At 61.2% G+C, this 24,248-nt stretch carries 24 protein-coding genes; 9 read left to right on the forward strand and 15 right to left on the reverse strand.

Going from position 1 to position 24,248, the window contains the following annotated elements:
* The first annotated feature begins 228 nt into the window (after positions 1-228).
* Positions 229-1,371 (forward strand): 2-aminoethylphosphonate--pyruvate transaminase, encoded by a 1,143-nt coding sequence (locus tag L8F45_RS29480; RefSeq protein ID WP_342364036.1) that lies wholly within the window; start codon positions 229-231, stop codon positions 1,369-1,371.
* Between the two features lie 136 nt (positions 1,372-1,507).
* Entirely contained in the window at positions 1,508-1,777 is a 270-nt protein-coding gene (locus L8F45_RS29485; RefSeq protein WP_342364037.1) for a hypothetical protein, read from the forward strand.
* Positions 1,778-2,217: 440 nt separating this feature from the next.
* Here L8F45_RS29485 and L8F45_RS29490 read toward each other — a convergent pair whose 3' ends face one another.
* The 14 genes from L8F45_RS29490 to L8F45_RS29555 all read right to left on the reverse strand — a co-directional run bounded on the left by L8F45_RS29490 (position 2,218) and on the right by L8F45_RS29555 (position 17,737).
* Complete coding sequence (locus tag L8F45_RS29490) at positions 2,218-3,753, reverse strand: aldehyde dehydrogenase family protein (RefSeq protein WP_342364038.1); 1,536 nt, start codon at positions 3,751-3,753, stop codon at positions 2,218-2,220.
* The gene (locus L8F45_RS29495) at positions 3,692-5,461 is read right to left on the reverse strand and encodes a thiamine pyrophosphate-binding protein (protein ID WP_342364039.1); all 1,770 of its coding nucleotides are present in this window, start codon (positions 5,459-5,461) and stop codon (positions 3,692-3,694) included. Before L8F45_RS29495 ends, L8F45_RS29490 begins: the two co-directional genes overlap by 62 nt.
* Before the next feature lie 26 nt (positions 5,462-5,487).
* Entirely contained in the window at positions 5,488-6,945 is a 1,458-nt protein-coding gene (locus L8F45_RS29500) for an aldehyde dehydrogenase (protein WP_342364040.1), read from the reverse strand.
* Positions 6,946-6,984: 39 nt separating this feature from the next.
* On the reverse strand, positions 6,985-7,695 hold the full coding sequence (locus L8F45_RS29505) for an SDR family NAD(P)-dependent oxidoreductase (protein WP_342364041.1): 711 nt from the start codon (positions 7,693-7,695) through the stop codon (positions 6,985-6,987).
* 124 nt (positions 7,696-7,819) lie between these two features.
* Positions 7,820-8,623 carry an SDR family NAD(P)-dependent oxidoreductase gene (locus L8F45_RS29510; RefSeq protein ID WP_342364042.1) on the reverse strand — a complete coding sequence of 268 codons (804 nt, stop codon included), beginning with the start codon at positions 8,621-8,623 and terminating at the stop codon, positions 7,820-7,822.
* A complete protein-coding gene (locus L8F45_RS29515) occupies positions 8,620-10,359 on the reverse strand; it encodes a thiamine pyrophosphate-binding protein (RefSeq protein WP_342364043.1) in 1,740 nt (579 codons plus the stop codon). Before L8F45_RS29515 ends, L8F45_RS29510 begins: the two co-directional genes overlap by 4 nt.
* A gap of 31 nt (positions 10,360-10,390) precedes the next feature.
* Positions 10,391-11,134 carry an ABC transporter permease gene (locus L8F45_RS29520; RefSeq protein WP_342364044.1) on the reverse strand — a complete coding sequence of 248 codons (744 nt, stop codon included), beginning with the start codon at positions 11,132-11,134 and terminating at the stop codon, positions 10,391-10,393.
* A complete protein-coding gene (locus L8F45_RS29525) occupies positions 11,131-11,880 on the reverse strand; it encodes an ABC transporter permease (RefSeq protein WP_342364045.1) in 750 nt (249 codons plus the stop codon). The genes L8F45_RS29520 and L8F45_RS29525 overlap by 4 nt, the downstream gene beginning before the upstream one ends.
* The gene (locus L8F45_RS29530) at positions 11,877-12,680 is read right to left on the reverse strand and encodes an ABC transporter ATP-binding protein (protein WP_342364046.1); all 804 of its coding nucleotides are present in this window, start codon (positions 12,678-12,680) and stop codon (positions 11,877-11,879) included. The genes L8F45_RS29525 and L8F45_RS29530 overlap by 4 nt, the downstream gene beginning before the upstream one ends.
* A 46-nt stretch (positions 12,681-12,726) precedes the next feature.
* Entirely contained in the window at positions 12,727-13,605 is an 879-nt protein-coding gene (locus tag L8F45_RS29535; RefSeq protein WP_342364047.1) for an isocitrate lyase/PEP mutase family protein, read from the reverse strand.
* Complete coding sequence (leuD, locus tag L8F45_RS29540; RefSeq protein ID WP_342364048.1) at positions 13,605-14,252, reverse strand: 3-isopropylmalate dehydratase small subunit; 648 nt, start codon at positions 14,250-14,252, stop codon at positions 13,605-13,607. Before leuD ends, L8F45_RS29535 begins: the two co-directional genes overlap by 1 nt.
* 10 nt (positions 14,253-14,262) lie before the next feature.
* Complete coding sequence (gene leuC / locus L8F45_RS29545; RefSeq protein ID WP_342364049.1) at positions 14,263-15,666, reverse strand: 3-isopropylmalate dehydratase large subunit; 1,404 nt, start codon at positions 15,664-15,666, stop codon at positions 14,263-14,265.
* A gap of 126 nt (positions 15,667-15,792) precedes the next feature.
* Positions 15,793-16,650 (reverse strand): LysR substrate-binding domain-containing protein, encoded by an 858-nt coding sequence (locus L8F45_RS29550; RefSeq protein ID WP_342364050.1) that lies wholly within the window; start codon positions 16,648-16,650, stop codon positions 15,793-15,795.
* A gap of 94 nt (positions 16,651-16,744) precedes the next feature.
* A complete protein-coding gene (locus L8F45_RS29555) occupies positions 16,745-17,737 on the reverse strand; it encodes an ABC transporter substrate-binding protein (protein WP_342364051.1) in 993 nt (330 codons plus the stop codon).
* A gap of 229 nt (positions 17,738-17,966) precedes the next feature.
* Here L8F45_RS29555 and L8F45_RS29560 point away from each other — a divergent pair, with 229 nt between their 5' ends.
* The 4 genes from L8F45_RS29560 (at position 17,967) to L8F45_RS29575 (ending at position 21,853) form a co-directional block, all read left to right on the forward strand.
* Positions 17,967-18,527, forward strand: a complete 561-nt coding sequence (locus L8F45_RS29560) for a VOC family protein (RefSeq protein WP_342364052.1) — start codon at positions 17,967-17,969, stop codon at positions 18,525-18,527.
* A 12-nt stretch (positions 18,528-18,539) separates the two neighbouring features.
* Entirely contained in the window at positions 18,540-19,529 is a 990-nt protein-coding gene (locus L8F45_RS29565) for a 2-hydroxyacid dehydrogenase (RefSeq protein WP_342364053.1), read from the forward strand.
* 119 nt (positions 19,530-19,648) lie between these two features.
* Positions 19,649-20,425: an SDR family NAD(P)-dependent oxidoreductase gene (locus L8F45_RS29570; protein ID WP_342364054.1), complete on the forward strand. Its 777-nt coding sequence runs from the start codon at positions 19,649-19,651 to the stop codon at positions 20,423-20,425.
* 204 nt (positions 20,426-20,629) lie between these two features.
* Entirely contained in the window at positions 20,630-21,853 is a 1,224-nt protein-coding gene (locus L8F45_RS29575; RefSeq protein ID WP_342364055.1) for a ParB/Srx family N-terminal domain-containing protein, read from the forward strand.
* A 127-nt stretch (positions 21,854-21,980) separates the two neighbouring features.
* Here L8F45_RS29575 and L8F45_RS29580 read toward each other — a convergent pair whose 3' ends face one another.
* Complete coding sequence (locus L8F45_RS29580; RefSeq protein ID WP_342364056.1) at positions 21,981-22,166, reverse strand: hypothetical protein; 186 nt, start codon at positions 22,164-22,166, stop codon at positions 21,981-21,983.
* Here L8F45_RS29580 and L8F45_RS29585 point away from each other — a divergent pair.
* From L8F45_RS29585 to L8F45_RS29595, 3 genes are all read left to right on the forward strand, one after another.
* A complete protein-coding gene (locus L8F45_RS29585) occupies positions 22,165-23,088 on the forward strand; it encodes an SLOG family protein (RefSeq protein ID WP_342364057.1) in 924 nt (307 codons plus the stop codon). The two genes, L8F45_RS29580 and L8F45_RS29585, sit on opposite strands and share 2 nt — an antisense overlap.
* Positions 23,089-23,203: 115 nt before the next feature.
* Positions 23,204-23,590 (forward strand): BRO-N domain-containing protein, encoded by a 387-nt coding sequence (locus L8F45_RS29590; RefSeq protein ID WP_342364058.1) that lies wholly within the window; start codon positions 23,204-23,206, stop codon positions 23,588-23,590.
* Positions 23,591-23,784: 194 nt separating this feature from the next.
* Positions 23,785-24,225: a VOC family protein gene (locus tag L8F45_RS29595; RefSeq protein WP_342364059.1), complete on the forward strand. Its 441-nt coding sequence runs from the start codon at positions 23,785-23,787 to the stop codon at positions 24,223-24,225.
* Positions 24,226-24,248: the final 23 nt, after the last annotated feature.

Here is a 24,248-nt window from a genome sequence, read left to right on the forward strand (position 1 = left end):
AAAATTTAGGTGTGCGGGGGCGAGATGAGTCAAGGCGAATGAATTGGCGGGTTTTACGCAAATCAGATGAAAGCGATGCTGTGGCGGGCGCTTCTTGCATAAAAATTCATCCGTTTGCCTCACGCGAAGCTCAACCAGGAATTTAGAGCCCGCAAAAGATGCATTCGCGAGTGAATATCTCGATATAGGCTGCGCTTGGCTTTGTTCGGCATGGCGGAGTGGCGAGATATGCGAAGGGACCCTTCCAATCCTCTGTTGTTGACGCCGGGCCCGGTCAGCATCTCGATGACGACCAAGCGGGTCATGCTGACGGATCGCGCATCCGGCGGCGTCGAGTTCCAGGCCGATCTGCAATTTGCGCGCGATTACATGGTGGGACTGGTGGGCGGTCGCGGCGACTACACGGCCGTTCCGTTGCCGGGCAGCGCGACTTACGCCAACGAGGCCGTGATCGCAGCGCTTGTGCCTGTCGGCGGAAAGCTTCTGATTCACACCAACGGAGTCTATGGCGATCGGCTCATCGAGATTTGTGCTCACACCGGCAAGAGTTACGGCGCGATCCGCACGCCGCCTTTCACGCCTGCGACCGCAGCGCAGTTCGAAGCGGCGATCGAAGCTGATCCGGCGATCACCCATGTGATGATTGTTCATTGCGAGACGAGCACTGGCGTATTGAATCCGCTGGAGGCTGTCGCCGATGTCTGCCGGCGCCACGGCAAGGGGTTGCTGATCGACGCGGTCGCGAGCTTCGGCGCGTTCGACATCGACGCGAAACGCCTAGGCTTTCAGGCGGTGACTGTGTCGTCAAATAAATGCATGCAGGCGGCTCCCGGCATCGGCTGGTCGGTGGTGCAAAAGACCGCGCTTGAGAATGCGAAAGGAAATCATTCCACGCTCGCGCTCGATCTCTGGGACCAGAACCAGCATATGGACCGCACGGCCGCGTTTCGGTTCACGCCGCCAACACAGGTGCTGGCGGCGTTCGCGCAGGCGTGCAGGGAGCATCAGGCGGAAGGCGGCGCTCCCGCGCGGTTCCGGCGCTACAGTCGCAATTGGCGGCGTCTCGTCGATGGCATGCGACAGCTTGGATTCGTCACGGTGGTTCCCGATGAATTCGCATCGCCAATCGTCGCCACCTTCCACAATCCCGCTCATCCCGCCTTCAGTTTCGAGCGGCTGTTCGAAGGCATGAAGAAGCGCGGCTTCATCATCTTTCCCGGCCGGCTGGCGCTCGCAAACACATTCCGCATCGGATGCATGGGCGATGTCGTCGAGGCCGACATGGCCGACGCGGTCAGCGCAGTTGCAGAATCGATGGAGGAGATGGGCGTTGTGGGCCTTGGGCGCACGGAACTGGCGATGTCCGGCTGACGAGGTCGGCTCATTGTCAGCCCGTCGTTGTCGGGCGCGGGGTCCCCGCGCAGATCGGCACAGGGTCTTGGCGTCGGCCTGGAGGCGGGTGCGCCGGGCCCCGAGTGGTTGCCTTGCAGAGGGCGCCGTCACGCTTGTGAATGAGCATGTTGGCGGCGTTGAACAACGGCTCGGTCTCGATCGTGATGTGGAGAAAGCGATCGATTTGTCCAAGCTGTTGGCAAATTGGGTACATGCATTGATCTTCGCTCGAAATACGCGCCGCGGCGCAGAGCAAGACAAAAATGAAAGCGGATGTCCGTTCGCGACGCGCGTCGCGAATGGCGGCTTCTTTATCGCGGTGAAGGTCAAGGGGATTGTGATCACGACATGGCGTTGCTCTCCGCAATTGATCTGCTTCGATTGATGTCGCCGCACGAGGCTCGTGCTTCTCTTCGAGGTCGGCGCTGGACCGGCTCACGATGGAGTCAGAAGGATGGAGTGGTTCAATCTAATGGACGCCCTTGCCGCCAAAGGCGGCAGGATCTGCTGACATTACGAACTCACTCCATCCATCGTCCCCGTGGGGACATCTTCCTGCCAAGGCAGAACCTGTGGAATTGCTCGTTAGCGATGCCGCGCGGTCATGCGGGCCGCGCCACCGCCGCCGCGTTGCTCCATCGGAAGTTCGTGCCGCCGATCCACCTGCAGTGAAAGACGACCGCCAGTCGCTTGGCGACCGCAACGATGGCCCGGCGAGCGCCGCGCCGTTTGGCGACTCTGACGCCTCAGGCCTTCAGCCACGACCATTTCTTGCTGTGCGCGAATATTGGTGTTGCCTGTTGAATTGAGGGCGAGTTATCGGAATTAAGAAATCAGCCGAACGTTAATGGTTTTGCTCTGTGTGAATTCGAACATTTCTTCTATCGATTCCTCGCGCCCGAAGCCGGATTGCTTGGAGCCCCCAAAGGGCACGCCAAGGTTATGCGCGGCTGAATCATTGATCCAGACATAGCCAGCCTGGAGTTTCGATGCAAAGCTGTGCGCGCGATCGAAGTCGCGAGTGAAAATCGAGGCGGTGAGCCCAAATGGTGTGGCGTTCGTGCGCGCGATCACATTTTCTTCGTTCGACCATCGCAGGACAGATAGCACCGGACCGAAGATTTCCTCGCTAGCGATCCGCATTTCTTCGGTTACATCCGAGAAGACCGTTGGTTCGACAAAATATCCTCGGGCGAGCTCGGCGGCTGCCGGTCGCCCGCCACCAATCACCAATCGCGCGCCTTCACGCTTTCCGATCTCGATATAGTCGAGCGACTTCTTGAATTGGGCCTCGCTCGAAAGGCAGCCGACGTCTGTCGTCGAATCCGTCGGCTGCCCGATCCTCAGCTTCCTTATCAAGGTTGTAATTCTCGCAACAACATCGTCGTGGATCGATTCATGCAAATAGACGCGGCTTGTCGAGCCGCAGGATTGGCCTGTAACGGAGCGGAAATTCATGCCGCGCACGATCGCTTCCGCGACCGCCGCAGGATTAGCGTCGGCGCAAGCGATCAGCGCATTCTTGCCGCCAAGTTCGAGCGTGAGCTTTTTCAGCGTGGCTCCAGCGGCCTGCATAACGGCCCGCCCGGCGGCCGGGCTGCCGATCAGCGATATCTTCGCAACACCTGCATGTTCGACGAGCGCGCGTCCGGTTGCGAGGTCGCCTGGCAGAACATTATAGGCGCCCGGCGGAAATAGATCGCTCCATAATTCTGCTGCCTTCAAGGCTGTCAGCGGCGTCAAGTCTGACGGTTTAATAATGACAGTGTTGCCCACGGCCAGCGCGCTCGCGGCTTTTGCGGTTGCATAGAGGAGAGGGTGATTGAAGGCGCAGATGCGCGCGACAACGCCGAGTGGCTCGCGCACAGTCATGCTGAACGCCCTCGACGATATCGGGATGGTCGTTCCCTTCATCTCCGTCGTCAGACCCGCGAAGAAGTCCACGAAATCGGCACAGGCGCCTACTTCCGGCTCCATGACTGCGATCGGATTGCCTGTGTTGCGGGTCTCAAGCAACGCAAGCTCTGCCACATTGTCGCGCAGACGTTGCGCCGCGCGTTTCAGGATCGCGGCGCGTTCGAGCGCGGGCGTATCGCGCCAGCCAGGATACGCTGCCTGCGCCGCCGCCACAGCGTCATCAACATCATCTGAACTGGCGTTCGCGATCTCGCCAAGCTTTTCACCCGTCGCCGGCTCAATCAGCGTAAGAGACGCGCCACGCCCTTCGCGCCATAAGCCGCCTATGTAAAGTTTCAGTTTGGGGAGTGCGGGATGCGCAGGCCCATTCATCGTTGTCGGCTTACTGATCTGTCGTGCGCAGGACTTGCGCAGGAATGCCGCGGCCATATTCACGGCGGACATGCGCATCAATGAAAGCTACGCGGCCTTCTCTCACGTGCTTCACTGCGTTGCGAAGGGTGTCGGAAAGGTCAGCTATGTCGCTTACCGGCCCGAATGCAACGCAACCTTGGCCGCGCGCAATCATCGCCAGATCAGGCGCAGGATCATCAATCTGAATGCCGACGCCGCGATTCTCCACCGGCCTGCCGCGCATTTTCGCCATCCGCTCCTGATGCAGTTCGTCATTGAAGAAGGAACGATTGTTGGCGACGATGACGAGCAGCGGAATGCGGTGATGAACGGCCGACCAGATCGCAGTCGCGCCCATCAAAAAATCGCCGTCGCCCAGCACGGCGACCGGAAGACGATCCGTTCCGCGCAGCCCAAGCGCGGAGCCAACCGACATGCCGGGGCCGGAGCCGATGCCGCCCGCACCATCATACCCGATGTAGTCGAGCGGATCATCGAAATCGCATAAGGCGCCTGGCCATCCGATCGGAAGACGGAGATAGGAGGGACGATCTTCAACGAGCGTTGCGATCACGACGCGCGCGAGGTCTTCAATGCCGATCTCGCCCGCCGATCTCGCCGGCCGCGCCGCCGCCCAGGACGCTCCCGCTGGCGGCGCGGCGGATATTCCACACGCTTCGGCTTCAGCCAGCAGAAGTTCGGTGAGGCGATCAGGATCAGTCAGAAGCGAGATATCGGCCGCTGGCAGCGCCTGATGATCCATGCTCCAGCCATTGTGGGAATATTGATCAAGCGAGCACTGAACCACCGTCACCTCTGGCCAAGGCTTCCCGAACGCCTGGTAAAGCGTGCCGCCGAGATCAATCCAGTCCAGACTTAGGATCAGATCGGCGTTGCGGATGAGCGCCAACGCGTCGGCGCTGGGCGAAAGACCAGGCGAGGCCGCATGCAGCGGATGCCGCGTTGGAAATTTCGCCCCGACCTTGAGATCGGTCAAAACGTGCAAACCATAAGCCTCTGCGAAAGCGACTCGGCGATCCCATGCCGGGCGCTTCGCTGAAACACGACCGATTAATGCAAGCGGGCGTTTGGCGGACGAAAGCCGTTGCGCGATCTCTGTAATGCTGGCGCGATCTGGCGCCGGCGAGCGAGGCGCCTCGAATCTGCGCATATTCGGCAGCGGATCGCGAGTTGGAGTTTCCGCCTCCTGCAGCGTCTGGTCGAGACAGATATAGACCGGCCCCTGCGGCGCGGTCCTTGAGATCTGTTGCGCACGTATGATCGCCTCGACCGCCGCAGGAATAGAGGCCGGCTGATTGTCCCACTTGATGTAAGGTCTGATCAGCGCCGCAAGATCAGTCGCGGTGTGCAGCCAGTCGACATAGGGTCGCCTGAGCGCTGCATCCATCGGGCCGACGGCGCCGAAAATCAGCATGGGCGCGCGGTCACACCAGGCGTTGAAGATCGCCATCGACGCATGCATGAGGCCAAGATTGGCGTGAAGCGCGACTGCAAGCGGCTTTCCCGTCACTTTGGCGTAGCCATGCGCGATGGCGACCGCGCTTTCCTCATGGATGGCGAGAATGTGCTCGGGTCTTTCGTTGCCGAGGTGATTGATCAGGCTGTCATGCAGCCCACGGAAGCTCGAACCCGGCGTTAGCGCGAGATAGGGCGTATTGAGAGACCGCAGCAAATCAGCGATGCGATCGCTACCCCACGCAACGGCGTTTGCCGCTGCATGACGCGATGTCTGATCCATGTTCAGAGCCTTTCGCCGATGGCAGGTCAGAATGGATAGTGCTGGGGGCCAGTCTCGATGGTGATCCAGCGCAGATCGGTGAATTCGGCGACCGCGGCCTTGCCGCCAAAGCGGCCATAGCCCGATCCCTTCACGCCGCCGAAGGGCATCTGCGCTTCGTCATGCACTGTCGGACCGTTGATATGGCAGATGCCGCTCTCGATGCGCTTCGCCACCCGCATCGCGCGAGCGATGTCACGGCTGAACACCGCGGCGGAGAGACCGTATTCAGTGTCGTTTGCAACAGCGATCGCTTCTTCGTCGTTTTTGACGCGAATCACGCTCTTCGCCGGTCCGAACGATTCTTCGGAATAGATGCGCATCTCGCGCGTCACCTTGTCGAGCAGAGTCGCTGCCATGACCGTTCCTTTGCGACCGCCTCCAGCCGCCATGACCGCGCCTTTCGACAACGCGTCGTCGATGAGCGCGCTAACGTGGTCTGCTGCGGCTGTGCTTACCAGGGAGCCGAGCACGACTTTGCCTCTGGGATCGCCCGCGGGGAGTGAATTGGCTTTCGCGGCAAGCTTAGCGACAAACGCGTCGGCGATGGATTCCGCGACAACAATCTTCTCCGTCGACATGCAGATCTGGCCCTGGTTCATGAACGCGCCGAAAGCTGCGGCTTTTACAGCTTCATCGAGATCGGCGTCGTCGAGTACGAGCAGCGGCGCCTTGCCGCCCAGTTCGAGCAGGACAGGCTTCAACCGTCTCGCCGCGAGCTCGGCAATGATGCGTCCCACCTTTGTGGATCCGGTAAAATTGATGCGCTTGACCGCGTCATGGGCGATCAGGGCCTCGACAACCTGCGCCGCGTTCTCCGGGGCATTGGTGACGACGTTGACCACGCCTGCTGGCAAACCCGCATCGCGCATCGACGCACCGATGAGCAGATGCGTACGCGGGCACGATTCCGACGCCTTGAGAACAACTGTGTTGCCGCACGCGAGCGGCATGGCGATGGCCCGCACACCCAGAATGACGGGCGCGTTCCATGGCGCGATGCCGACGACGACGCCCGCCGGCTGCCGCACCGCCATGGCGATGCAACCCGGCTTGTCCGATGGAATCACTTCGCCAACAATCTGAGTCGTCATCGATACGGCTTCGCGCAGCATTCCTGCTGCGAGCATGACGTTGAATTGCGCCCATGGCGCCGTCGCGCCTGTCTCAGCCGTCATTGCCTCGACGAATTCGCTGGCGCGCGCCTGGAGCGCGTCCGCTGCTTTCAGGAGAAGCGCACGCCGTGCGTTTGGACCGGTCTCCGACCATGCGGCGAACGCATCGCGCGCCGCATCCGCCGCCAGTTGCACATCTCGCGCCGTCGCGGCCGCAGCCTTCGTCGCAACTTCGCCCGTCATTGGATTGAGCCGGTCGAAGATGGCGTCACCTTGCGCGGCGACGTCTTGGTTGTTGATGAGAAGGCGGGTGTCGACATGCACTGTCATGATGAGCGGTTCCCTTGGCTAGATTCGCCTGCGCGGCCGTCAGAGGATCACGCCGCCATCGATCGGAATGACGGCGCCCGTGATGTAGCTGCCAGCTTCGGAGGCCAGGAGCAGCGCAAGACCCTCAATTTCTTCGAGGCGCCCCATACGTCCAAGCGGAACGCTATTGACGAATAGCGGCGCGACAGCCGGGTCTTTCAGACGTCCGCTCGCCATATTGGTTGGAAAGGGGCCGGGCGCGATTGCATTGACGCGGACGTTGAATGGACCGAGTTCCCGCGCGGCGAGGCGGGTGAGATGTGCGACGCCGGCTTTTGCGGCATGATATGCGTAGGCAGGTAATGGCGATGTCTCGAACGCCGAGGCTGACGCCGTGACGATGATTGCGCCGCGCCTTTGCTCCTTCATCTGCCGCGCCGCCGCTTGCATGGTGATGAAAGCGCCCCGCAGATTGACCGCCATAGACTTGTCCCAGAGGTCAAGCGAGGCGTTCTCGATCTGGCCCTCGGGCCGTCCATATCCGGGGCCGGCCGTTACGCCTGCGTTCGCAAACAAACTATCGAGCCGCCCATGCCGCTTCACCACATCGTCGATCACGGAGCGAGTCGTCTCCGTGTCGGCGACATTGAGGACGCAAGCCTCGGCCTTTGCGCCAGCCTTGCCGAATGATTTGACAGCTTCATTCAACGCGATCTCGTTGATATCACACAGCACAACCTTCGCGCCGTTCGCGGCGAGGGCGCCCGCCATTGCGAGCCCGAGACCACTCGCGGCTCCCGTCACTACAGACACATGACCGCACACGTCGAAGATCCGTGCGGATGTCCGACCGATTGCTGAATTTTGTTTGCCGCCATTCTCCGCCATGTTCATCTCAATCAGCGCGGCCGAGCGAGGCGCCGCCATCAATCACCAGATGAGCGCCGGTCACGTAGCTTGAAGCCGGCGAGGCGAGGAAAAGCGCGAGCCCTTTGACCTCGTCCACGTCCGCGACCCGATGCATCGGACTGCCGGCCTCGAAGATCGTCTTGAGTTCAGGCGTTGTCAGATCGGTCAGGAATGGGCCGGGCACGATCGCGTTGACCAGCACGCCGTAACGAACCAGTTCCAGCGCCGCCTGCTTGACGAGATGGAGCACAGCCGCTTTCGCAATGAGATAAGGTGAGCCGACGATCGGTCCAGGCCGCAATCCCGCTATTGAGGCGGTGACAATGATGCGACCATCGCGTCTTTCTTTCATATGCGGCGTCACGGCGGCGATGGTTGTGACGACGGATGTAAGATTGGTGGCGATCACTGTGTCCCAGAGCGCGTCGGGAATCCCGTCGAGTGCGCCTTCGGCGTTGCGTTTACCGCCCAACGTGAGAAAGCCAGGTCCTGCGGCGACGCCGGCGTTTGCGAATACGACATCGAGGCGTCCCATAAGTCGCAACGCATCGTCGATGGCGGTGCGCAAAGCTGCACGGTCCGCGACGTCGACCGGGATGCCCTCGATGCGGCGGCCCATCGTGCGCAGTGTGCCCACAGCGCCATCGAGACGCGCTGCGTCGCGGTCGAGCAGAACGACGTCGGCGCCGTTGGCCGCCATCACCTCAGCATAGGCTCGACCGATCCCCGCCGCGCCGCCGGTGACGAGCGCGACTTTGCCCGTGACGTCGAAGAGCTGCGCCGCCTTCATCGGCTCGGTCCCGCTTCTCCCGGCTTTGGGAACATTGAATAGAATGGGAAGAACTCGAGCGTCTGCGGCAATCGTTCGCGTGCGACCAGAAAGTCGAGCACGGCGGGCGTGCCTTCTTCATTCGCCGTCAGCGCCCGCTCCAGCGCAGGCTTTACGTCAGCGACAGACTTGATGGTCTCGCCATAGCAGCCGCAAGCTTCAGCGAGCTTGGCGAAATCGGGTTGAAAGGAAAAATCCGTCGCGAAGATGCGATTGCCGAAAGCTCTTTCCTGGATGTCGCGGATAGAGCCTAGCGACTGGTCGTTGAGGATGATCCAGGTCACCGGAAGTCGATGCTCGACCGCCGTTGGCAGCACGGCCATCACCATCTGGAAGGAGCCGTCGCCGACAAATCCGAGCGCCGGGCGCTTGGGATAGACCACCTTGGCGACCGGGAGCCCGGCGGAGGCGAAGCCCATGCCGTAGAAACTGGAGCACACCACAAGTGAGCGCGGCTCGTATACCTTGAAGAATGGAAAGGCGCCGCCGATCTGCTGAGCAAGCACGCCGACATCAATGGAGACGGTCGACTCCTTGGGAAACACCTCGCGCGCGCCGCGAATGACCGCAAGCGGATGAATAGGCCGCGTCATCGAGACTGCAAGTTCATCCGCATCACGCTCGATCTTGGCGATCTCCGTAGCGAACTCTTTCACCCGAGGATGAGAGGTAAAGTCCGCGACCGTATGTCTCGAGGTTTTCACATGCGCGTCTAATTCCTCGAGCACTTCGCGGACGTCGCCGATAATGCCGATTTTCGTCGGGACGCTGCGTCCGATCTCGGAGCCGTCCGTGTCGACTTGGATATAAGTCGCTTTGGGATCAGGCAGAAATCCGGCCCGCCAGTTCGTCTCCATTTCCTCGAACCGCGTTCCGAGGCCTAGCACGCAATCGGCCTCTGCCAGCAGACGCTTGCTTAACGGATTTCGATGCGCGCCGAGTCCGCCGACCGACAACGGGTGATCGTCGGAAATAATTCCGCGGCCAGCGAGCGACGTGATAACGGGGATGGCGAGGCGCTCCGCGAAACGACGCAGCGCGCCCACGGCGCCTGACGCGACCGCGCCGCCGCCCGCCACGATCAGCGGGTTCTTCGCCGCAACGAGCGCGTCAGCGGCGGCGGCGATCGCCTTTGGATTGCCTCGCGGGGCCGCGGGCCTGCCGACGGGCAAATAGTCGCCGAACTCCACAAGCTCGGGCAGATAGTCGCGTGGTATGTCAACGAACACCGGCCCCGGTTTTCCCGATCGGGCGACTGTGAAGGCCTGGCGCATGATCGTCACGATTGAGTCCGCACGGTGTACGCGCACCGACCATTTCGTGATGGCCTCGAACAGCCGGGTCGTGTCGACGTCCTGCGCCGCGCCCTTGTAAGCGATATTGGTGCCGGCCCGCGCCGCGATAATGATTACCGGCAGGGAGCCGACAAAAGCCTCGGCGATGCCTGAAACAAGATTCGTTGCGCCCGGACCTGCCGTCACCGTGCAAATGCCGGGCTCGCCCGTAAGCTGGGCGTACCCTGAAGCCATGCTTGCGGCGCACTGCTCATGACGCGCCAAGATGTGCTCCATAGTCGGCGACTTTAGCACCGCGTCGTAGACGTTGAGAATATGCCCGCCGGGAATGCCGAAGACCTTCGTAACGCCCTCGGCTTCGAGCACTTTGACGATCGCTTCGCCTGCAGTGATCTTTTCCATGATGAGGCCCTGATCTTTCGATTGGGCCGGCCTAGAGCCGGCCGCGGAGGCGACGGTCGATCGACAGCAGAAATATGCTGACGCCGCCGGCGAAAATCGTGAGAATGAGAGCGAGCGACGTAATAAGCGCCACGTTGTGAAGCCCGATCGCCGTCATCAGCATGAAGCCGAGGCCGCGCTGCGAAGCGAACATCTCGGCAAGAATGGTGCCGATGAGGGTCAGTGAAAATCCGATCCTAAGACCCGAAAATATCTCCGGCAGCGCCGCAGGTAGAAGAATATGGCGCGCCATCTGCAAGGGCTTGAGCTTACCCGCCCGCCCAACCTTGACGAAAACAGGTTTGATATTTGCAACGGCGCCAATGGTGAAGAGCGCAATTGGCATGATGCCATGGAGAGCTCCAAATGCGACCTTGGCGGACAGGCCAAGACCGAACAGGAGCAGCACAATTGGATAGAGCGTCACTTTTGGCACCGATGCGACGCCCATGAGAAGCGGTGTAAGCACCTCTCCGGAAAGTCGATGGAAGCCGAGCCAGACGCCAATTGTCAGCCCGAGCGCGATCGCAATAAGTAATGCGAGGGAGAACGCCTTGAAGGTCTCGCTCGCGCCTTCCCAGAATTGCTCTGTCGCCAGCAGCTTGCGGGTGAAATTGGCGGTCTCGATCGGCGAGGTGACAGCGGAGTCCCCACCGATCCAGTGCAAGCCTTGCCAGACGGCAACGATCACAACAAAGAGCACGCCATAGCGGAGCGCGGGGCGCGAGACGCTCATTTAAGCCCCCTACGCAGCAACAAGCGCCGCTCCCACGAAAACAGAAGCACGTTGATCGTGATCGCTGCAGCCATCACGAGTAGGATGAGCGGATACATCTTCGCGTTGTCGAAGTTGTTATACGAGAAGCTAATCTCGTAACCCATGCCGCCGCGAGACATGATGAATTCCGAGGCGATGACGCCAATCAATGAATAGGAAACCGCGAGCTTTGCGCCAGTGAGAACATAGGGCCAGGCGGAGGGAAGGGTGATCCGCCATACCGTTTCAAGACGCCTAAGCCGCTGCGCCTTCGCAAGCTTTCTCAGAACACGTGGAACGCGATCGAGGCCGTTCAGTGTGTTTACGATCACGGCGACGACGCTCATCAAGAAGCCGATCATGATCTGTGGTCCGTCGCCGAGCCCGAGGATCACGATGAACAGGGGATAGAAGGCAAGAACCGGGATCGCATAATAGATCGAGAACAGCGGATCGAGCGTCTCGCGAATGGCAGGGAAGCCGTGAATAACAAGCGCGAAAGCGACCCCAATGACCATGGCGCTGGCGAAAGCGATGAAGGCGTTGCTCAACGTTTGATAGATCGCTCCATTGAGCTCGCCGGACGCCAGCATCCGCCAGAGATCGCGCGCGATGAGGTGCGGCGCCTGCATTGTCATACGATCGATCTTGCCGGCCAGACAGAGCGCCTCCAGCAGCACGACGATCGCCGCCACAACCAGGACGCTGAGCAGGCGCGCTTTCACGGCTTTTGCACCGGTGTCGATTCCCGCCGCAGCGATTTCCAGAGTCGGGCGGTGATCGCCCCGAACTCGGGACGTTCAATCACGCTGCTGTCGCGGTCGCGCGCCCAGCCCGTTTCGATCAGGTCGATGAGCCGGCCTGGCCGCGATGACATCACGCCGATTCGATCAGCGAGCATTGTCGCTTCATCGAGCGCATGGGTGATCAGGAAAACGGTCGCGTTTGTCTGACGCCAAAGGCGCAGCACCTCTTCGCCCATGACAAGTCGTGTCTGCTGATCAAGCGCCGCAAATGGCTCGTCGAGCAGGATCAGACGGGGCTGCATGACGAGTGTGCGCGCGATGCACACGCGTTGACGCATCCCGCCTGACAGCTGAGCCGGATAACTCAGTGCGAAATCCTGCAAGCCAGTCAGCTCAAGCACCCATTCTAGACGGCGGCGCTGTTCGGCCTCGGGAATGTTCCGACCGATGAATCCGAAGGAAATGTTGTCGCGAACCGTCAGCCAGGGGAGGGAGGCGTCTTCCTGGAAAACGACCCCGATGCCGTCGGGAACCTGGCCCTTTATCGGCGCGCCCTCGAATGCGATGTCGCCGGCCGACGCTTCGGCAAGCCCGGCGATAATTTCAAACAAGGTGGATTTGCCGCAGCCGGAAGGCCCGACCACAGCGAAGAATTCGCCGCGACGGATATCGAGGTCGATCGGACCGAGGGCGTGGACGAGCGATCGACCATTCACCGCCGGGAAAACTTTTTCCACGCCAGCGAGACGGACATGAATGGAACTTTCGGGCGCGGTCACGACTGCGCGTTCCGCGACGAGGCGAGGCCTTGGCTGCAGCATCGGCTCACCCGCAATCCGTTTCCAATTTGAGCCATTTCGGCAGTCGTGCGATCGCCTGAAGGCCGTCCGATTGATCAAGCAATTGCGTGATCTTCGCCGGCGCGATCGTACCCTGTGAAAGGCGCTTGAGATCCGACAGTGCGCCCTTCGCCGCCGCCGCCGTCCTTGTCGTCACGAACTGCGGGTAAACCACCATGCCAAACCCCATCTCCCAGAGCTCGGACGGCGGTGGCATCAGGTGCAGCAGCCGCTCGGTGACGGTCGCAACCTGGATTGCGCCTTTGAGACGCGCGCCGATCCGCCGCAACTCCGCCGGGTCGTTCAGACCCGAAACAAAAATTCCGTCGGCGCCGGCTTTGAGATAAGCGTCGGCGCGGCGGATCGCGGCGTCGAACCCCTCGATCGGATGCGCGTCCGTGCGTGCAAGAATGAGGGTTTCGCGGTCGTCGCGCGTGGTTACGGCGACCTTCAGCTTCCGGACCATCTCCTCAGCGGGAACGACGCGTGTCGTCTTGCCTTCGCCAGGCCGCTTTGCGCGGATGTCTTGATCCTCGAAGATGATGCTGCCGACTCCAAGACGCTCATACGCCATGACTGTTCGCGCAACGCTCTTGACGTCGCCATAGCCGTCGTCGCCATCGACGCCGCAAGGCAGATCAGTCGCCTCGACCACATGGCGCGCCGCTTCGACCATGTCTGTCAGCGCCGCGAGGCCGATATCGGGCAGGCCGCGCTGCGATGCGAGTAATGCGAGGCCGCCAACCGCGATCGCCTTGAAGCCGGCATCCTCGATCAGACGCGCAGAGATGACGTCATGAGCGCCCGGCTTGATCAGCGGGCGTTCGGTTGCGAGCAGAGAGCGGAAAGAGGGACGCGCGCGCATCAGCCGGTCTCCCGCAAGCGTTCCGCGGTGAAGGCTGCGGTCGGATAGAGCCAAGGCCTCTCGATTTTCGCTCTGGCTTGAAAGTCATCTATCGCACTGCGTTGGCGTAGGATAATGTCGATCTCATCGAGTCCATCGAGCAGCGCATCACGACGGCTGGCGTCGAGCGCAAAGCGTCGCACACGCGACAGCGGGCCGTTTATCGTGAGGTCGCGAATGTCCACCTCGACCTGCGGCGCATTTGCTTCGACTAGATCACGAGCCAAACTCTCGACCTCGGCCTCTGGCAAAGTCACGGCGACAAGACCGTTCTTGAACGCGCTCTCATAGAAGATATCGCCAAAGCTCGGCGCGATGACGCATTGCACGCCATAGCGAAGCAGGCACCATACCGCGTGCTCGCGCGAGCTGCCGCAGCCGAAGTTTTTCCCGGTCACCAAAACCTTCGCGCTACGGAAGCGTTGATCATTCAGGACAAAGTCGGGATTTTCTTCACGCTCCCGAAGATATCGCCACGGCCCGAAAAGGCCGCCTGCGAGATCGGCATTCACCGATTGCAGAAGAATCGACGGGCTAATGATGTCGGTTGATATGTTGTCAACCAGCAGCGGCGCGGCTGTGCCGGAAATACGCTCGATCTTCTTCATGGGTGTGGTCTCATGAGGCGAGCTTCCGCAGATCCACGATGCGGCCTTTGAGCGCCGCGGCGGCGACCATGGCCGGGCTCGCGAGATGGGTGCGCGCCGCAGGACCTTGGCGGTTCTCGAAATTGCGGTTCGATGTCGAGATGCTGCGCTTGCCTGGCGGCACGACGTCCTCATTGGCGGCGACGCACATGGAGCAGCCGGCGCTACGCCATTCGAACCCAGATTCAGAGAAGATGCGATCGAGCCCTAACCCCTCGGCGGCGCGCTTCACCTGCATCGAGCCGGGAACAACAAGCGCACGCACGCCAGGCGCCACGCGCCGTCCGCGCACGATCTCGGCTGCCGCTTGCAGATCGCTGAGGCGGCTATTGGTGCATGAGCCAATGAACGCGATATCGATCGGGAGCCCTTCGATCGGTCGGCCAGGCTCAAGTTCCATATACTCCAGAGCTTTGCGGACTGTGGCGCTGGTTTCAGGATGCGGCGGCGCGGACGGGTCCGGAATACGTTCGTCAACGCCGATCACGCTTTGTGGAGATGTTCCCCATGAGACCTGTGGCGCGAGCGCGGAGCAGTCGATCTCGAACTCGTCATCGAACTGGGCGTCAGAATCGGAACGAAGCTCGCGCCAGGAAGCGAGCGCGGCGTCCCAGTCTTTGCCACGTGGGCGGAAAGGACGCTCAGCAAGATAGGAAATCGTTGTGTCGTCAGGAGCGACGAAGCCGGAGCGCGCACCGAATTCAATCGACATGTTGCAGATGGTCATGCGCCCTTCGACGCCAAGGCCGCGGATTACCGAACCCGCATATTCGATCGCGTATCCGGTTCCGGCGGCGACGCCGTAGCGGCGGATAAGCGCAAGGATGAGATCTTTGGCGTAGATTCCCTCCGACACCCGCCCCGAAAAATTGACGCGCAATGCTTTCGGCTTGCGCACGATCAGCGCCTGCGTCGCCAGCACCTGCTGCACTTCGGTCGTGCCGATGCCCCAGGCGTAAGCGCCGACGCCGCCACAGGTGGCGGTGTGACTGTCGCCGCAAACGAGCGTCGCGCCCGGGAGCGCGATGCCAAGCTCCGGCGCCACCACATGCGCAATGCCCTGCCGCGGATCGTCGAGATCAAACAGGGGAATGCCGGCCTCCGCGCAATTTTGCTGCAGCAGCGACACGCGCTCGCGTCCCGGCGGAAATGTGTCGGCGTTGCGCCCTGGAATTGTCGAGACGATATGATCCGTGACGGCGAAAGTGAGGTCGGGACTGTGTACAGTTCGCGCCGCCTTCCGCAATCCCGCGAACGCCTCTGCGCTGGTGCCTTCATGCACGACATGCCGATCGATATGAATCAGAGCGCGCGAATCGCCGAAGTCGCTGACAACATGCGCGCTCCACATTTTCTCAAATAGCGTACGCTGCATCGCGCCTGCGCCCAATCTTGTTCGTTTCCTAAAGCCGTCATTTCGCGGCTTTTTCTGGAGATCATTTCAACGAAGGCCGGATGTCTGCGCAACACACAAAATAAGCATGGCGCGGAAGACCAAAACTCATGCAGGGGGATACTGTCCCATCGTCGCGGACTCCGCGACGAACCAATCCTTGAATTCCATCAATCCAGGAAGATTCGATTTCGACTTGAGCCACGCAAGACCGTAGGTTTCATTTGTTCTGACCACGGGTTCAAAAGGCGCGATCAGTCGGCGGTTCATGAACTCACCCTGCACCACGTTGGCATGCGCGATGCCGATGCCCAATCCGTCGATTGCGGCCTGATAAACGAGCGCCGAATTCTCAAATTTCAGACCCTGGTTCGGGTCGACGCCGCGAACGCCAGCGTGATCCAGCCAGAGTTGCCAGTCTTCGATCCTGTTCTGCGAGCAGAGCAGAAGCATCCCGCGAATTTTTTCCGGATCGACGTTGGACTCCCCGTTGACAAGATGCGGGCTGCAAACCGGTTGTAGTTCAACGTCGAAAAGCGGGTGATACTCTACTGCGGAGCTTGCGAGCCTGCCGCGATAGTTGGCGATATCGAGATCGCCATTATCGAGATCGGGATGGCTCGTTGTCGTGATATAGAGCTCGATGTCGGGATGGGCTGTGCGGAAGCGGGCAAGTCGCGGCATCAGCCAGTAAGCGGCGATGCTCGGGAAGATGCCAACTCGAAGACTGTTGCGCCGCCGCGTTTCGCGCACCGTCGTGGTCGTGCGCTGGATGCGATCAAAAGCGATCTGGATTTCTTTTGCGTAAAGCGCGCCGGCGGGCGTGAGCTTTACCTCACGCGGGCAGCGATCAAAAAGCTGGACGCCGAGATAGTCTTCGAGATGGGCGATATGCCGGCTGATTGCGCCCTGCGAGACGTAAAGCTCTTTCGCCGCGAGCGTGAAACTGCCTACACGGCTCGCCACTTCGAAAGCCCGCAGCGCATTCAATGGCGGCATTCGAGAAGCCATAGCGCTTGCGCCTCTTTTTGCGACGTCTGGAGCGGCCCGTCTTTCAGCTTTATGGCGCCGGCGCTTTCAGAGCGTCAGGCAGGTAACTGTAATCGATATACTGCGTCGGGTCGATCACCTGATCCATAGCGCCGATCTCCTTCTGAAACGCCATGATCCGCTTCATTCCGCCGAGATGAATCCGTCCATCGCCGAAGTAGGGCACGCCGTTTGGTTTGATTGCGAGAACATTCTGCAGCGATATCTTGACGCTCTCCTCAGGCAGGTTTGCATGCTTTGCGATGATCGGGATCGCTTCATCCGGATGTGTCGCAATAAACTCGATGCCCCGGCGTCTGGCCCGAATGATAGCCCGGATCACATCGCCTTTGGTTTCCGCTGCAGCGGGAGTTGTGACGCCCACCGTGTTATCCATGATGGGAAGCACATCAATTCCGCGCGCCAGGATCCGGTATTTTTTCACGTTCTGCGCCAGCAGCGGCTCGGGGATCGGCGTCGTGTCGACAGCGCCGATGTCGAGCGCGGCGAGGCCTTCGCCAAATCCGCCGGTTCGCACTAGTTCAGCTTCGTTCGGCTTCAGACCCGCCGCCTGGATCACAAATGCGGATAGTCCTTGCGAGACGGATTTCGGATTGGTGTAGCCAATCTTCTTGCCCTTCAGGTCGGCCAGCGTCTTGATCGGCGAATCCGGTTTCACCACCCAGGCGATATCGGCGACCGAGGTGATATTGTCGCTGATGATCTTGAGATTGGCGCCCTGGAGATTCGCCTGGATGGCGATCGCCGGCCCCACTTCTCCGTAGGGCACGTTCGCCGCAAGAATGTTGCGGATCGTCGTTCCGCCACCGGCGGATGTGAGGATGCCCGTGATATCGGCGCCTTCCTCCTTGAAAAAGCCTTTCGCTAGCGCGACCGCGTACGGCCAGCCGCCGACCGTGACGCCATAGTTGGTCACAACGATCTGATCGGCGCGGCAGGCCTGAGCCGAGCCGAAAAGCCCAGCCGCAACAACGACCGCCGCCAGCGTGCGCTTCGCTCCCATGACGTCCATCCCTTTGGCTGCCGCACTAGGAGCGGCTTGAGCCCAGCTTAGCGCCGGGATCGGCTGACCGTCACACAGAAAAATGTCACGCGAAGCATGAGGTCAGGTCATTGAAGAGCGCCGCATCCATGGCCGCGGATCATGCCCACAATGAGAATTTCAGATTTGTCGGCCCTGGAGACCACCGCTACCGTCCGAAGCCAAGAACAGCATTGGGGAGTAAACGCAGATGGGGAACGGCGAGGGCAGGTCGCCTACGGATGCGTTTGGTTTTGGCCAGCCCGTCGGCGCCGTGGTGCAGTATGCCTATACCGTGCCGGATATCGCCAGCGGGATGAAGCTGTACTCAAAGCTGCTTGGCGTAGGCCCCTGGTTTGTCACCGGACCTTTTAGACCCAGGGAGGCGCGCTATCGTGGCTCCTCAACAGAGATCGAGCTGACGCTTGCGATCGGGTTTGCGGGAAGGGTGATGGTGGAGTTGGTCCGCCAGCATGATGACGGGCCGTCAGTCTATCGCGAGTTCGTGGAGCGCCGCGGTCATGGCTTCCATCATTGGGCGATCGGGTCAAAGGCGTTCGACGCCGACGTGGCGCGCTACTGTTCCGATGGCTATGAGATTGCCTTCGCCGACCGCGCGCCCCGCGGCAACCGCGTTGTGTATGTCGACACCTCTCGAGACCTCCCCGGCATGCTCGAAATCATCGAAATGACCGATGTGCTCGAGACGCGGTACGAAATGATGTACGCCGCTGCCTGTGGCTGGGATGGCAGCGACCCAATCCGCTCCTGATCGGCGAACGCGATGAGCCTCTCGCCCAAGCCGCGGCTGTTGCTCGCGGTTCCGCTGCCAGATGATCTCACAGCTCAACTTGAGAGCCGTTGCGAAGTCGTTGTCGCACCCTCGGGGCATTTCCCGCCTCCGGATCAGCTTGGGGCGCTGCTGCCGACCGTGTCCGGTGTTGCAACAACGGCGTATTGCAAGTTTAACGCGGATCTCATCAGTCGCTGTCCCGATCTGCGCGTGATCGCCGCCTGCGGGGTTGGCCTCGACCATATCGACGTGCCCTGTGCGACCCGCCGCGGCGTCCTCGTTTGCAATACGCCGGGCCTGCAGAACTCGACCGTCGCGGAAATGGCGCTGGCGCTCATTTTTGCGCTGGCGCGTAATCTTCCTGCGAATGACGCTTTCGTGCGCGCCGGAACATGGCGCCAACACCAGGTCGGGCTTGCCATCGATATCAGAGGCAAGCGACTCGGTCTTCTCGGGCTTGGCGGTATCGGCGGCTATCTCGCAACGGCAGCCCAGGCGCTCGGCCTGACGGTCGTTTATCACAAGCGCAGTCGCGACCTTGCGGCTGAGGCGAGAGGGATCGCCTATGTCGAACGAGACGCACTGTTTCGCGGCTCCGACTTCGTCAGTCTCCATTTGCCTCTGAATGCCGAGACGCGCGGCTCTGTCGGCCGTCGCGAATTCGCGCTGATGAAGCCCGGCGGCTTTCTGATCAATACCGCGCGGGGGTCTATTGTTGACGAACCGGCGCTGATCGAAGTCTTGACCAGCGGCCATCTCGCAGGCGCAGGTCTCGACGTGATGGACGCAGAGCCGATTGGAGCCGATAATCCGCTCTGCTCCACGCCAAACATCATCTTGCAGCCGCATGCCGGCGGCGCGACCCGCGAGACCAGACGCCGTATGGAAGAACTCACGGTCCGCAATACGCTCGCGGCGCTTGAAGGCCGGATGCCTGACATCGTTGTTAATCCCGAAGCCTTTCAGGCGCGGCAAGCGTGAACTGAAGCGTCCGGTCTTGAGCCACAGGCTCCTAGGGCGCCGTCGGCGGCAAAGGAATTGCCTGCGCCTGATCGGCTATATCTCACCATGCCACTTTGGATCGGACAGGCAGGCGCGCAATGAATCTCGGCATCGCAGGCAAATCAGTCTTTATCACGGGTGGTTCAAAGGGGATCGGCTTCGCCTGCGCCGGGCGCTTCCTCATGGAAGGCGCGAAAGTCGCTATTGCATCACGATCTCAATCAAACCTCGACGCGGCGCTTGAACGTCTCTCCGGCGCATTTGGCGTCGCCGCGGACCTCGTCGAGGCTGACCAGGCGACCCACGCGATCGAAGCGGCCGAACAGGCCATCGGTCCGCTCTCGATTCTGGTCAATTCCGCCGGCGCCGCCGTTCGCACGCCTCCCGATGAACTCACGCCGGCCGCTTGGCGCAAAGCGTTCGATGCAAAATTCTTCTCCTACATCAATGTTATTGATCCCGTGGTGAAGCGCATGGCGGCGCGTGGGACAGGCGTCATCATCAATATTATTGGCAATGGCGGGAAAGCGCCGTCGCCCACGCATCTCGCTGGCGGCTCGGCGAATGCGGCCTTGATGCTCGCAACAGCTGGGTTAGGGGCGGCCTACGCTCCCCAAGGCGTTCGCGTGGTTGGCATCAATCCGGGCCTGACGGAAACAGATCGCGTTACACAAGGATTGCGCGCCGAAGCGAAATTGGCGCAGATCGACGAGGTTTCAATGAGAGAAGTCGCTTACAAGCGCATTCCTTTGGGGCGAGCAGCTGATCCTTATGAAATCGCGGATATGGCCCTATTTCTGTCGTCGGAGCGGGCTGCGTACGTCACGGCCGTGACGATTACAATGGATGGCGCGCAGTCGCCGAGCATCATGTGAAAGACGACCGATTTCGGCCTCGAAAGTCCTGTTTGTGGAGCAAGATCAGATTTTAACAATGACGCTGTGGACCGCCCTTGTTGAAAGCTGTTGGCGTAATTGAAACGCTGCGACGCGCTGGAGAGTGAAAGATTGGCCGGGAGATTCGTGACGGATTTAGGCCGAGAGAGTGGCTACCGGCCGATCCGTCGCGGAGAAGCAGATATGGCTGCCCAACAGAAGATTGGGCTGAGTGCATCACGTGATATCCCCTTCAACAAGTTGATGCTCAGCCAGGCGAATGTGCGGCGGGTGAAAGCCGGCATATCGATCGAGCAACTGGCGGAGAGTATTGCGCAGCGGACGTTGCTGCAGGGCCTGAGCGTCCGGCCGGTGCTGGATGGGGACGGGAAAGAGACCGGCATGTTCGAAGTTCCGGCTGGAGGCCGGCGCTATCGGGCGCTGGAGCTGCTGGTGAAGCAGAAGCGAATGGCGAAGACGCAGGGCCGCAGTCTCTATGTCAGACTGCGCGGGCCTGATCACGGCAAAGGCGCGGCCGGTAAATGGACGGACGCAGCGACCGGCCAGCACGGCGATCTCCTTGATCTGATCGGGCTCAGCCAGCGCCACGCGAGTCTTCGCGACACGTTGAACGAAGCGCGCTTGTTTCTGCGCCTGCCAAAAGCTGAACGGATCGATGATCAAAACGGAGAATGGAGCGGTGATCGAGAGACAACCGCAGCCGCACGCCGCCTGTTCTCCATGTCGCGGCCGGTCAGAGGCACGATCGCTGAAGTCTATCTCGGTGAGCGCGGCGTCGACCTCCGGAGCATTGGCGTTGACGCCAAGACATTGCGTTTCCACCCCTGCTGCCGCTATCGCGATCATCGCCGGGCGCGAACCCAGGAACTCCCTGCGCTGATCGCCGCTGTCACCAACGACGCCGGCGAAATCACCGGCGTGCATCGCACCTGGCTCGATCCATCGGGCAAAGCGAAGGCGCAGGTCGCTTCGCCGCGTCGGCCCATGGGCGCGATCCTCGGTCACGGCGTGCGCCTGGGCTGGCCGAATGCTCGTGCCTCCATCGACATGATCATCGCCGGCGAAGGCCTTGAGACTATGCTGTCGCTACGTACTGCGATGCCCGCGACGCCGATGATCGCGGCGACCTCAGCCAATCACCTCGCGGCGCTCCTGCTTCCTGCTTCATTGACTCGTCTCTACGTTGCGCTCGATCAGGATGCGGCCGGTCGACGCGCGGCGCAGCGATTGGGCGATCGCGCGCGCAGTCGAGGGATCGAGGTTCTGACGCTGCAGCCTGCGCTCGGCGATTTCAACGAAGATCTCCGGCGCTTTGGCGTCGACGCGCTCGTCCGGACCTTGCGCGCGCAACTCGTTCCTGCCGACGCGACCCGACTCCTGTCCGCAGGGCACGCCGTCAGCGAATGAGCCGGGCGCGGCTGCTGCCGATCATCCGGATCGATCGCGGATTGTTTTCCGCTGGCGAGGGGCCGCGCCGCGGCCTTGAGAGGCGGCGATGAAGCGGCGGACGGCCCGGTCTCCGCAACGGCTGCGGTCAGGTTTCTTCCCCGCGCTGGCTGATCGCCAGCGCTCCTCGCGCAGCAACAAACCTGTCCTTCGCCGTCCTCCGCTGCGCTCCGGCCGTTTCGCTTTGCTCGCCGATGCGGATCCGGCCCGTCCGCCGCAGAGAATCGCCGCAAAGGCCGCGAACGGCGCGGCCGCCACCAGCGGAGACCATCATGAACTTCGATCCAGACGACGGCTATGAGGCGCGTCACGCCTCATCTCCGACCGAACGCGTCATTAGCGAATTACAGCTCCACGGCCATCGCCCGCATCCCGACGAGCCCGATACGCGGTCGCTTCCGGACGAACTCGCAATCAACGGCACTCTCGCTGATATTTTCGACGCTCTCATCGCAACGCTTGTCGATACACGGCTTGAACCCGATCTCGACGATTTGCTCTGGTCATCCGTCAATCTTTTCCACCGCGCCGTCGATCGCATCCAGCGACTGCTCGATCGCAACGAAGACGCCCAAAAGCGCAGCCAGCAGGAACAGGACGGTTCGGAAATTCGCTCGGTCGAACTCGAACGCCTCATTGCGGAGGGCCAAAGCCTGATCGAGCGCCGCGACGGGATGGAGCTGTTTCGCGACCACGCCGCCGAGTTGTTCGAGGCCCATACCGGCTCATCCTGGCGGCCGCGCTCCGGCTCGCTCGTCAATCATCGTCTGCTCACCGCGGCGATGATCGACTCCAGAGATTTCCTCGCCGCCCGCCGTCGCATCGAGAACGATCCGCTGCTTCCGGCTGGGCCCCGGATCGCTTTCTCCGGAGGCATGGAGTGCAACGATGTCAAGCGCATCTGGGACGCGCTCGACAAGGTTCGCGCCAAGCATCCTGACATGGTGCTCTTACACGGCGGCTCGCCCAAAGGCGCGGAGCGCATCGCGGCCTGCTGGGCTGATCATCACAAGGTGACGCAGGTCGCCTTTAAGCCGGACTGGACCCGTCACGCCAAGGCTGCGCCATTCAGGCGCAACGATCAGCTGCTTGAGACCATGCCGATCGGCGTCATCGTCTTCCCCGGCTCCGGGATCACAGAAAATCTCGCCGACAAGGCGCGCAAGCTCGGTATCCCCGTCTGGAGATTCGGGTGAGGGGGAGAAAACGCTCCTCACTTGACGCGTCATCGAACCGTCTCCTAGGACTCGCATGCGCCGGCGCGTTATTGCATGCGGTTTGGCGACAAGAATCCATCGGCGCGAGGAAAACTTGAAGAAATTCCGCGCCAACGGAATCCACAAGCTGCCCTGGGTCAACGGACGCGTGATCCGCTTTGTGCTTGATAACGCCGGGCCAAGATTTGTCGCCGCGGATGTCTGTCGCGCGATCGGCTACAGATTGAACGCCGCCGGCGCGCCGAATACGACCGTGGCTCTTGCAACGATCGATTCCACGGAGAAGGAACTCGCCGAACTGGAGGTTGATCCATCGCTGGTTCACCACCCCTATGTTCGATTCATGCTGATTTCCCCGATCGCTCTGATTCAGATCGTCGCGATGGCGCGCGAAAATGATCCCGGGCCCGTCGCCGAGGACCCGGCGATGCGCTTGTGGCTGTCGTCTGTTATCGCGAAACACGCCGAAGCGTCCGCGTGATAGCGACAGACGGTGGGTACTTGCGGAAGGTTTGTGAACTGACGCCGTCAAAAGTTTCAACATGCCTGCATGGCGGTCGGCGAGCGCGATGAACATAACGCCATCCGTCGATCGCATTGCTGAACATCATTGCGCCCGAGTGCCGAAAGGCCGTCGCTCTCGACAGATGCGTGTTGTGTCCGCATAGTTCGCTCATGCCGATGGTGAGTCTCGATCTTGATCACGTTCACATCACGGTCTCCGATCGCGAGGCGTCCGCGGACTGGTACGAGCGCGTGCTGGGTTTGCGGCGCGACGCCCGCGTTCCCCATTGGGCGTCCGATCCGACGCAACCGCTGTTTATCGGCAGCGGTCGGTCGCGATCCTGCATCGCGCTTTTTCAGCGGCGGCCCGATGATCCGCCCCGCGCCGGCGATCATACGGTGGGGTTCGCCGTTTCAGGCGCCGATTTCCTCGCATTCGCCGCACGGCTCGACGCCCTCTCTCTGACTCATCGCGACGGAGAGCCGTTGACGCGCGCCAACACCGTTGATCATGGCGCGGCCTGGTCGTTCCATTTTCTCGATCCCGACGGGAATCGGATCGAACTCACCAGCTACGATCACGAGATGATAGCCGCCGCACTGACGGCATAGGACTTGCGTCGCGACTTCGCGCA

The sequence above is a fragment of the Terrirubrum flagellatum genome (assembly GCF_022059845.1).
GTDB classification, from domain to species: domain Bacteria; phylum Pseudomonadota; class Alphaproteobacteria; order Rhizobiales; family Beijerinckiaceae; genus Terrirubrum; species Terrirubrum flagellatum.

Excerpts from the sequence above, each read along its gene's own strand:
- L8F45_RS29585 (WP_342364057.1), top strand. The coding sequence starts at position 22,165 with ATGAACTTCGATCCAGACGACGGCTATGAGGCGCGTCACGCCTCATCT.
- L8F45_RS29560 (WP_342364052.1), top strand. The coding sequence starts at position 17,967 with ATGGGGAACGGCGAGGGCAGGTCGCCTACGGATGCGTTTGGTTTTGGC.
- L8F45_RS29555 (WP_342364051.1), bottom strand. The coding sequence starts at position 17,737 with ATGGGAGCGAAGCGCACGCTGGCGGCGGTCGTTGTTGCGGCTGGGCTT.
- L8F45_RS29575 (WP_342364055.1), top strand. The coding sequence starts at position 20,630 with ATGGCTGCCCAACAGAAGATTGGGCTGAGTGCATCACGTGATATCCCC.
- L8F45_RS29535 (WP_342364047.1), bottom strand. The coding sequence starts at position 13,605 with ATGCGCGCGCGTCCCTCTTTCCGCTCTCTGCTCGCAACCGAACGCCCG.
- L8F45_RS29495 (WP_342364039.1), bottom strand. The coding sequence starts at position 5,461 with ATGGATCAGACATCGCGTCATGCAGCGGCAAACGCCGTTGCGTGGGGT.
- L8F45_RS29505 (WP_342364041.1), bottom strand. The coding sequence starts at position 7,695 with ATGGCGGGCGCCCTCGCCGCGAACGGCGCGAAGGTTGTGCTGTGTGAT.
- leuC (WP_342364049.1), bottom strand. The coding sequence starts at position 15,666 with ATGCAGCGTACGCTATTTGAGAAAATGTGGAGCGCGCATGTTGTCAGC.
- L8F45_RS29490 (WP_342364038.1), bottom strand. The coding sequence starts at position 3,753 with ATGTCCGCCGTGAATATGGCCGCGGCATTCCTGCGCAAGTCCTGCGCA.
- L8F45_RS29565 (WP_342364053.1), top strand. The coding sequence starts at position 18,540 with ATGAGCCTCTCGCCCAAGCCGCGGCTGTTGCTCGCGGTTCCGCTGCCA.
- L8F45_RS29480 (WP_342364036.1), top strand. The coding sequence starts at position 229 with ATGCGAAGGGACCCTTCCAATCCTCTGTTGTTGACGCCGGGCCCGGTC.
- L8F45_RS29580 (WP_342364056.1), bottom strand. The coding sequence starts at position 22,166 with ATGATGGTCTCCGCTGGTGGCGGCCGCGCCGTTCGCGGCCTTTGCGGC.
- L8F45_RS29595 (WP_342364059.1), top strand. The coding sequence starts at position 23,785 with ATGCCGATGGTGAGTCTCGATCTTGATCACGTTCACATCACGGTCTCC.
- L8F45_RS29510 (WP_342364042.1), bottom strand. The coding sequence starts at position 8,623 with ATGAAGGCGGCGCAGCTCTTCGACGTCACGGGCAAAGTCGCGCTCGTC.
- L8F45_RS29570 (WP_342364054.1), top strand. The coding sequence starts at position 19,649 with ATGAATCTCGGCATCGCAGGCAAATCAGTCTTTATCACGGGTGGTTCA.
- L8F45_RS29520 (WP_342364044.1), bottom strand. The coding sequence starts at position 11,134 with ATGAGCGTCTCGCGCCCCGCGCTCCGCTATGGCGTGCTCTTTGTTGTG.
- L8F45_RS29515 (WP_342364043.1), bottom strand. The coding sequence starts at position 10,359 with ATGGAAAAGATCACTGCAGGCGAAGCGATCGTCAAAGTGCTCGAAGCC.
- L8F45_RS29500 (WP_342364040.1), bottom strand. The coding sequence starts at position 6,945 with ATGACAGTGCATGTCGACACCCGCCTTCTCATCAACAACCAAGACGTC.
- leuD (WP_342364048.1), bottom strand. The coding sequence starts at position 14,252 with ATGAAGAAGATCGAGCGTATTTCCGGCACAGCCGCGCCGCTGCTGGTT.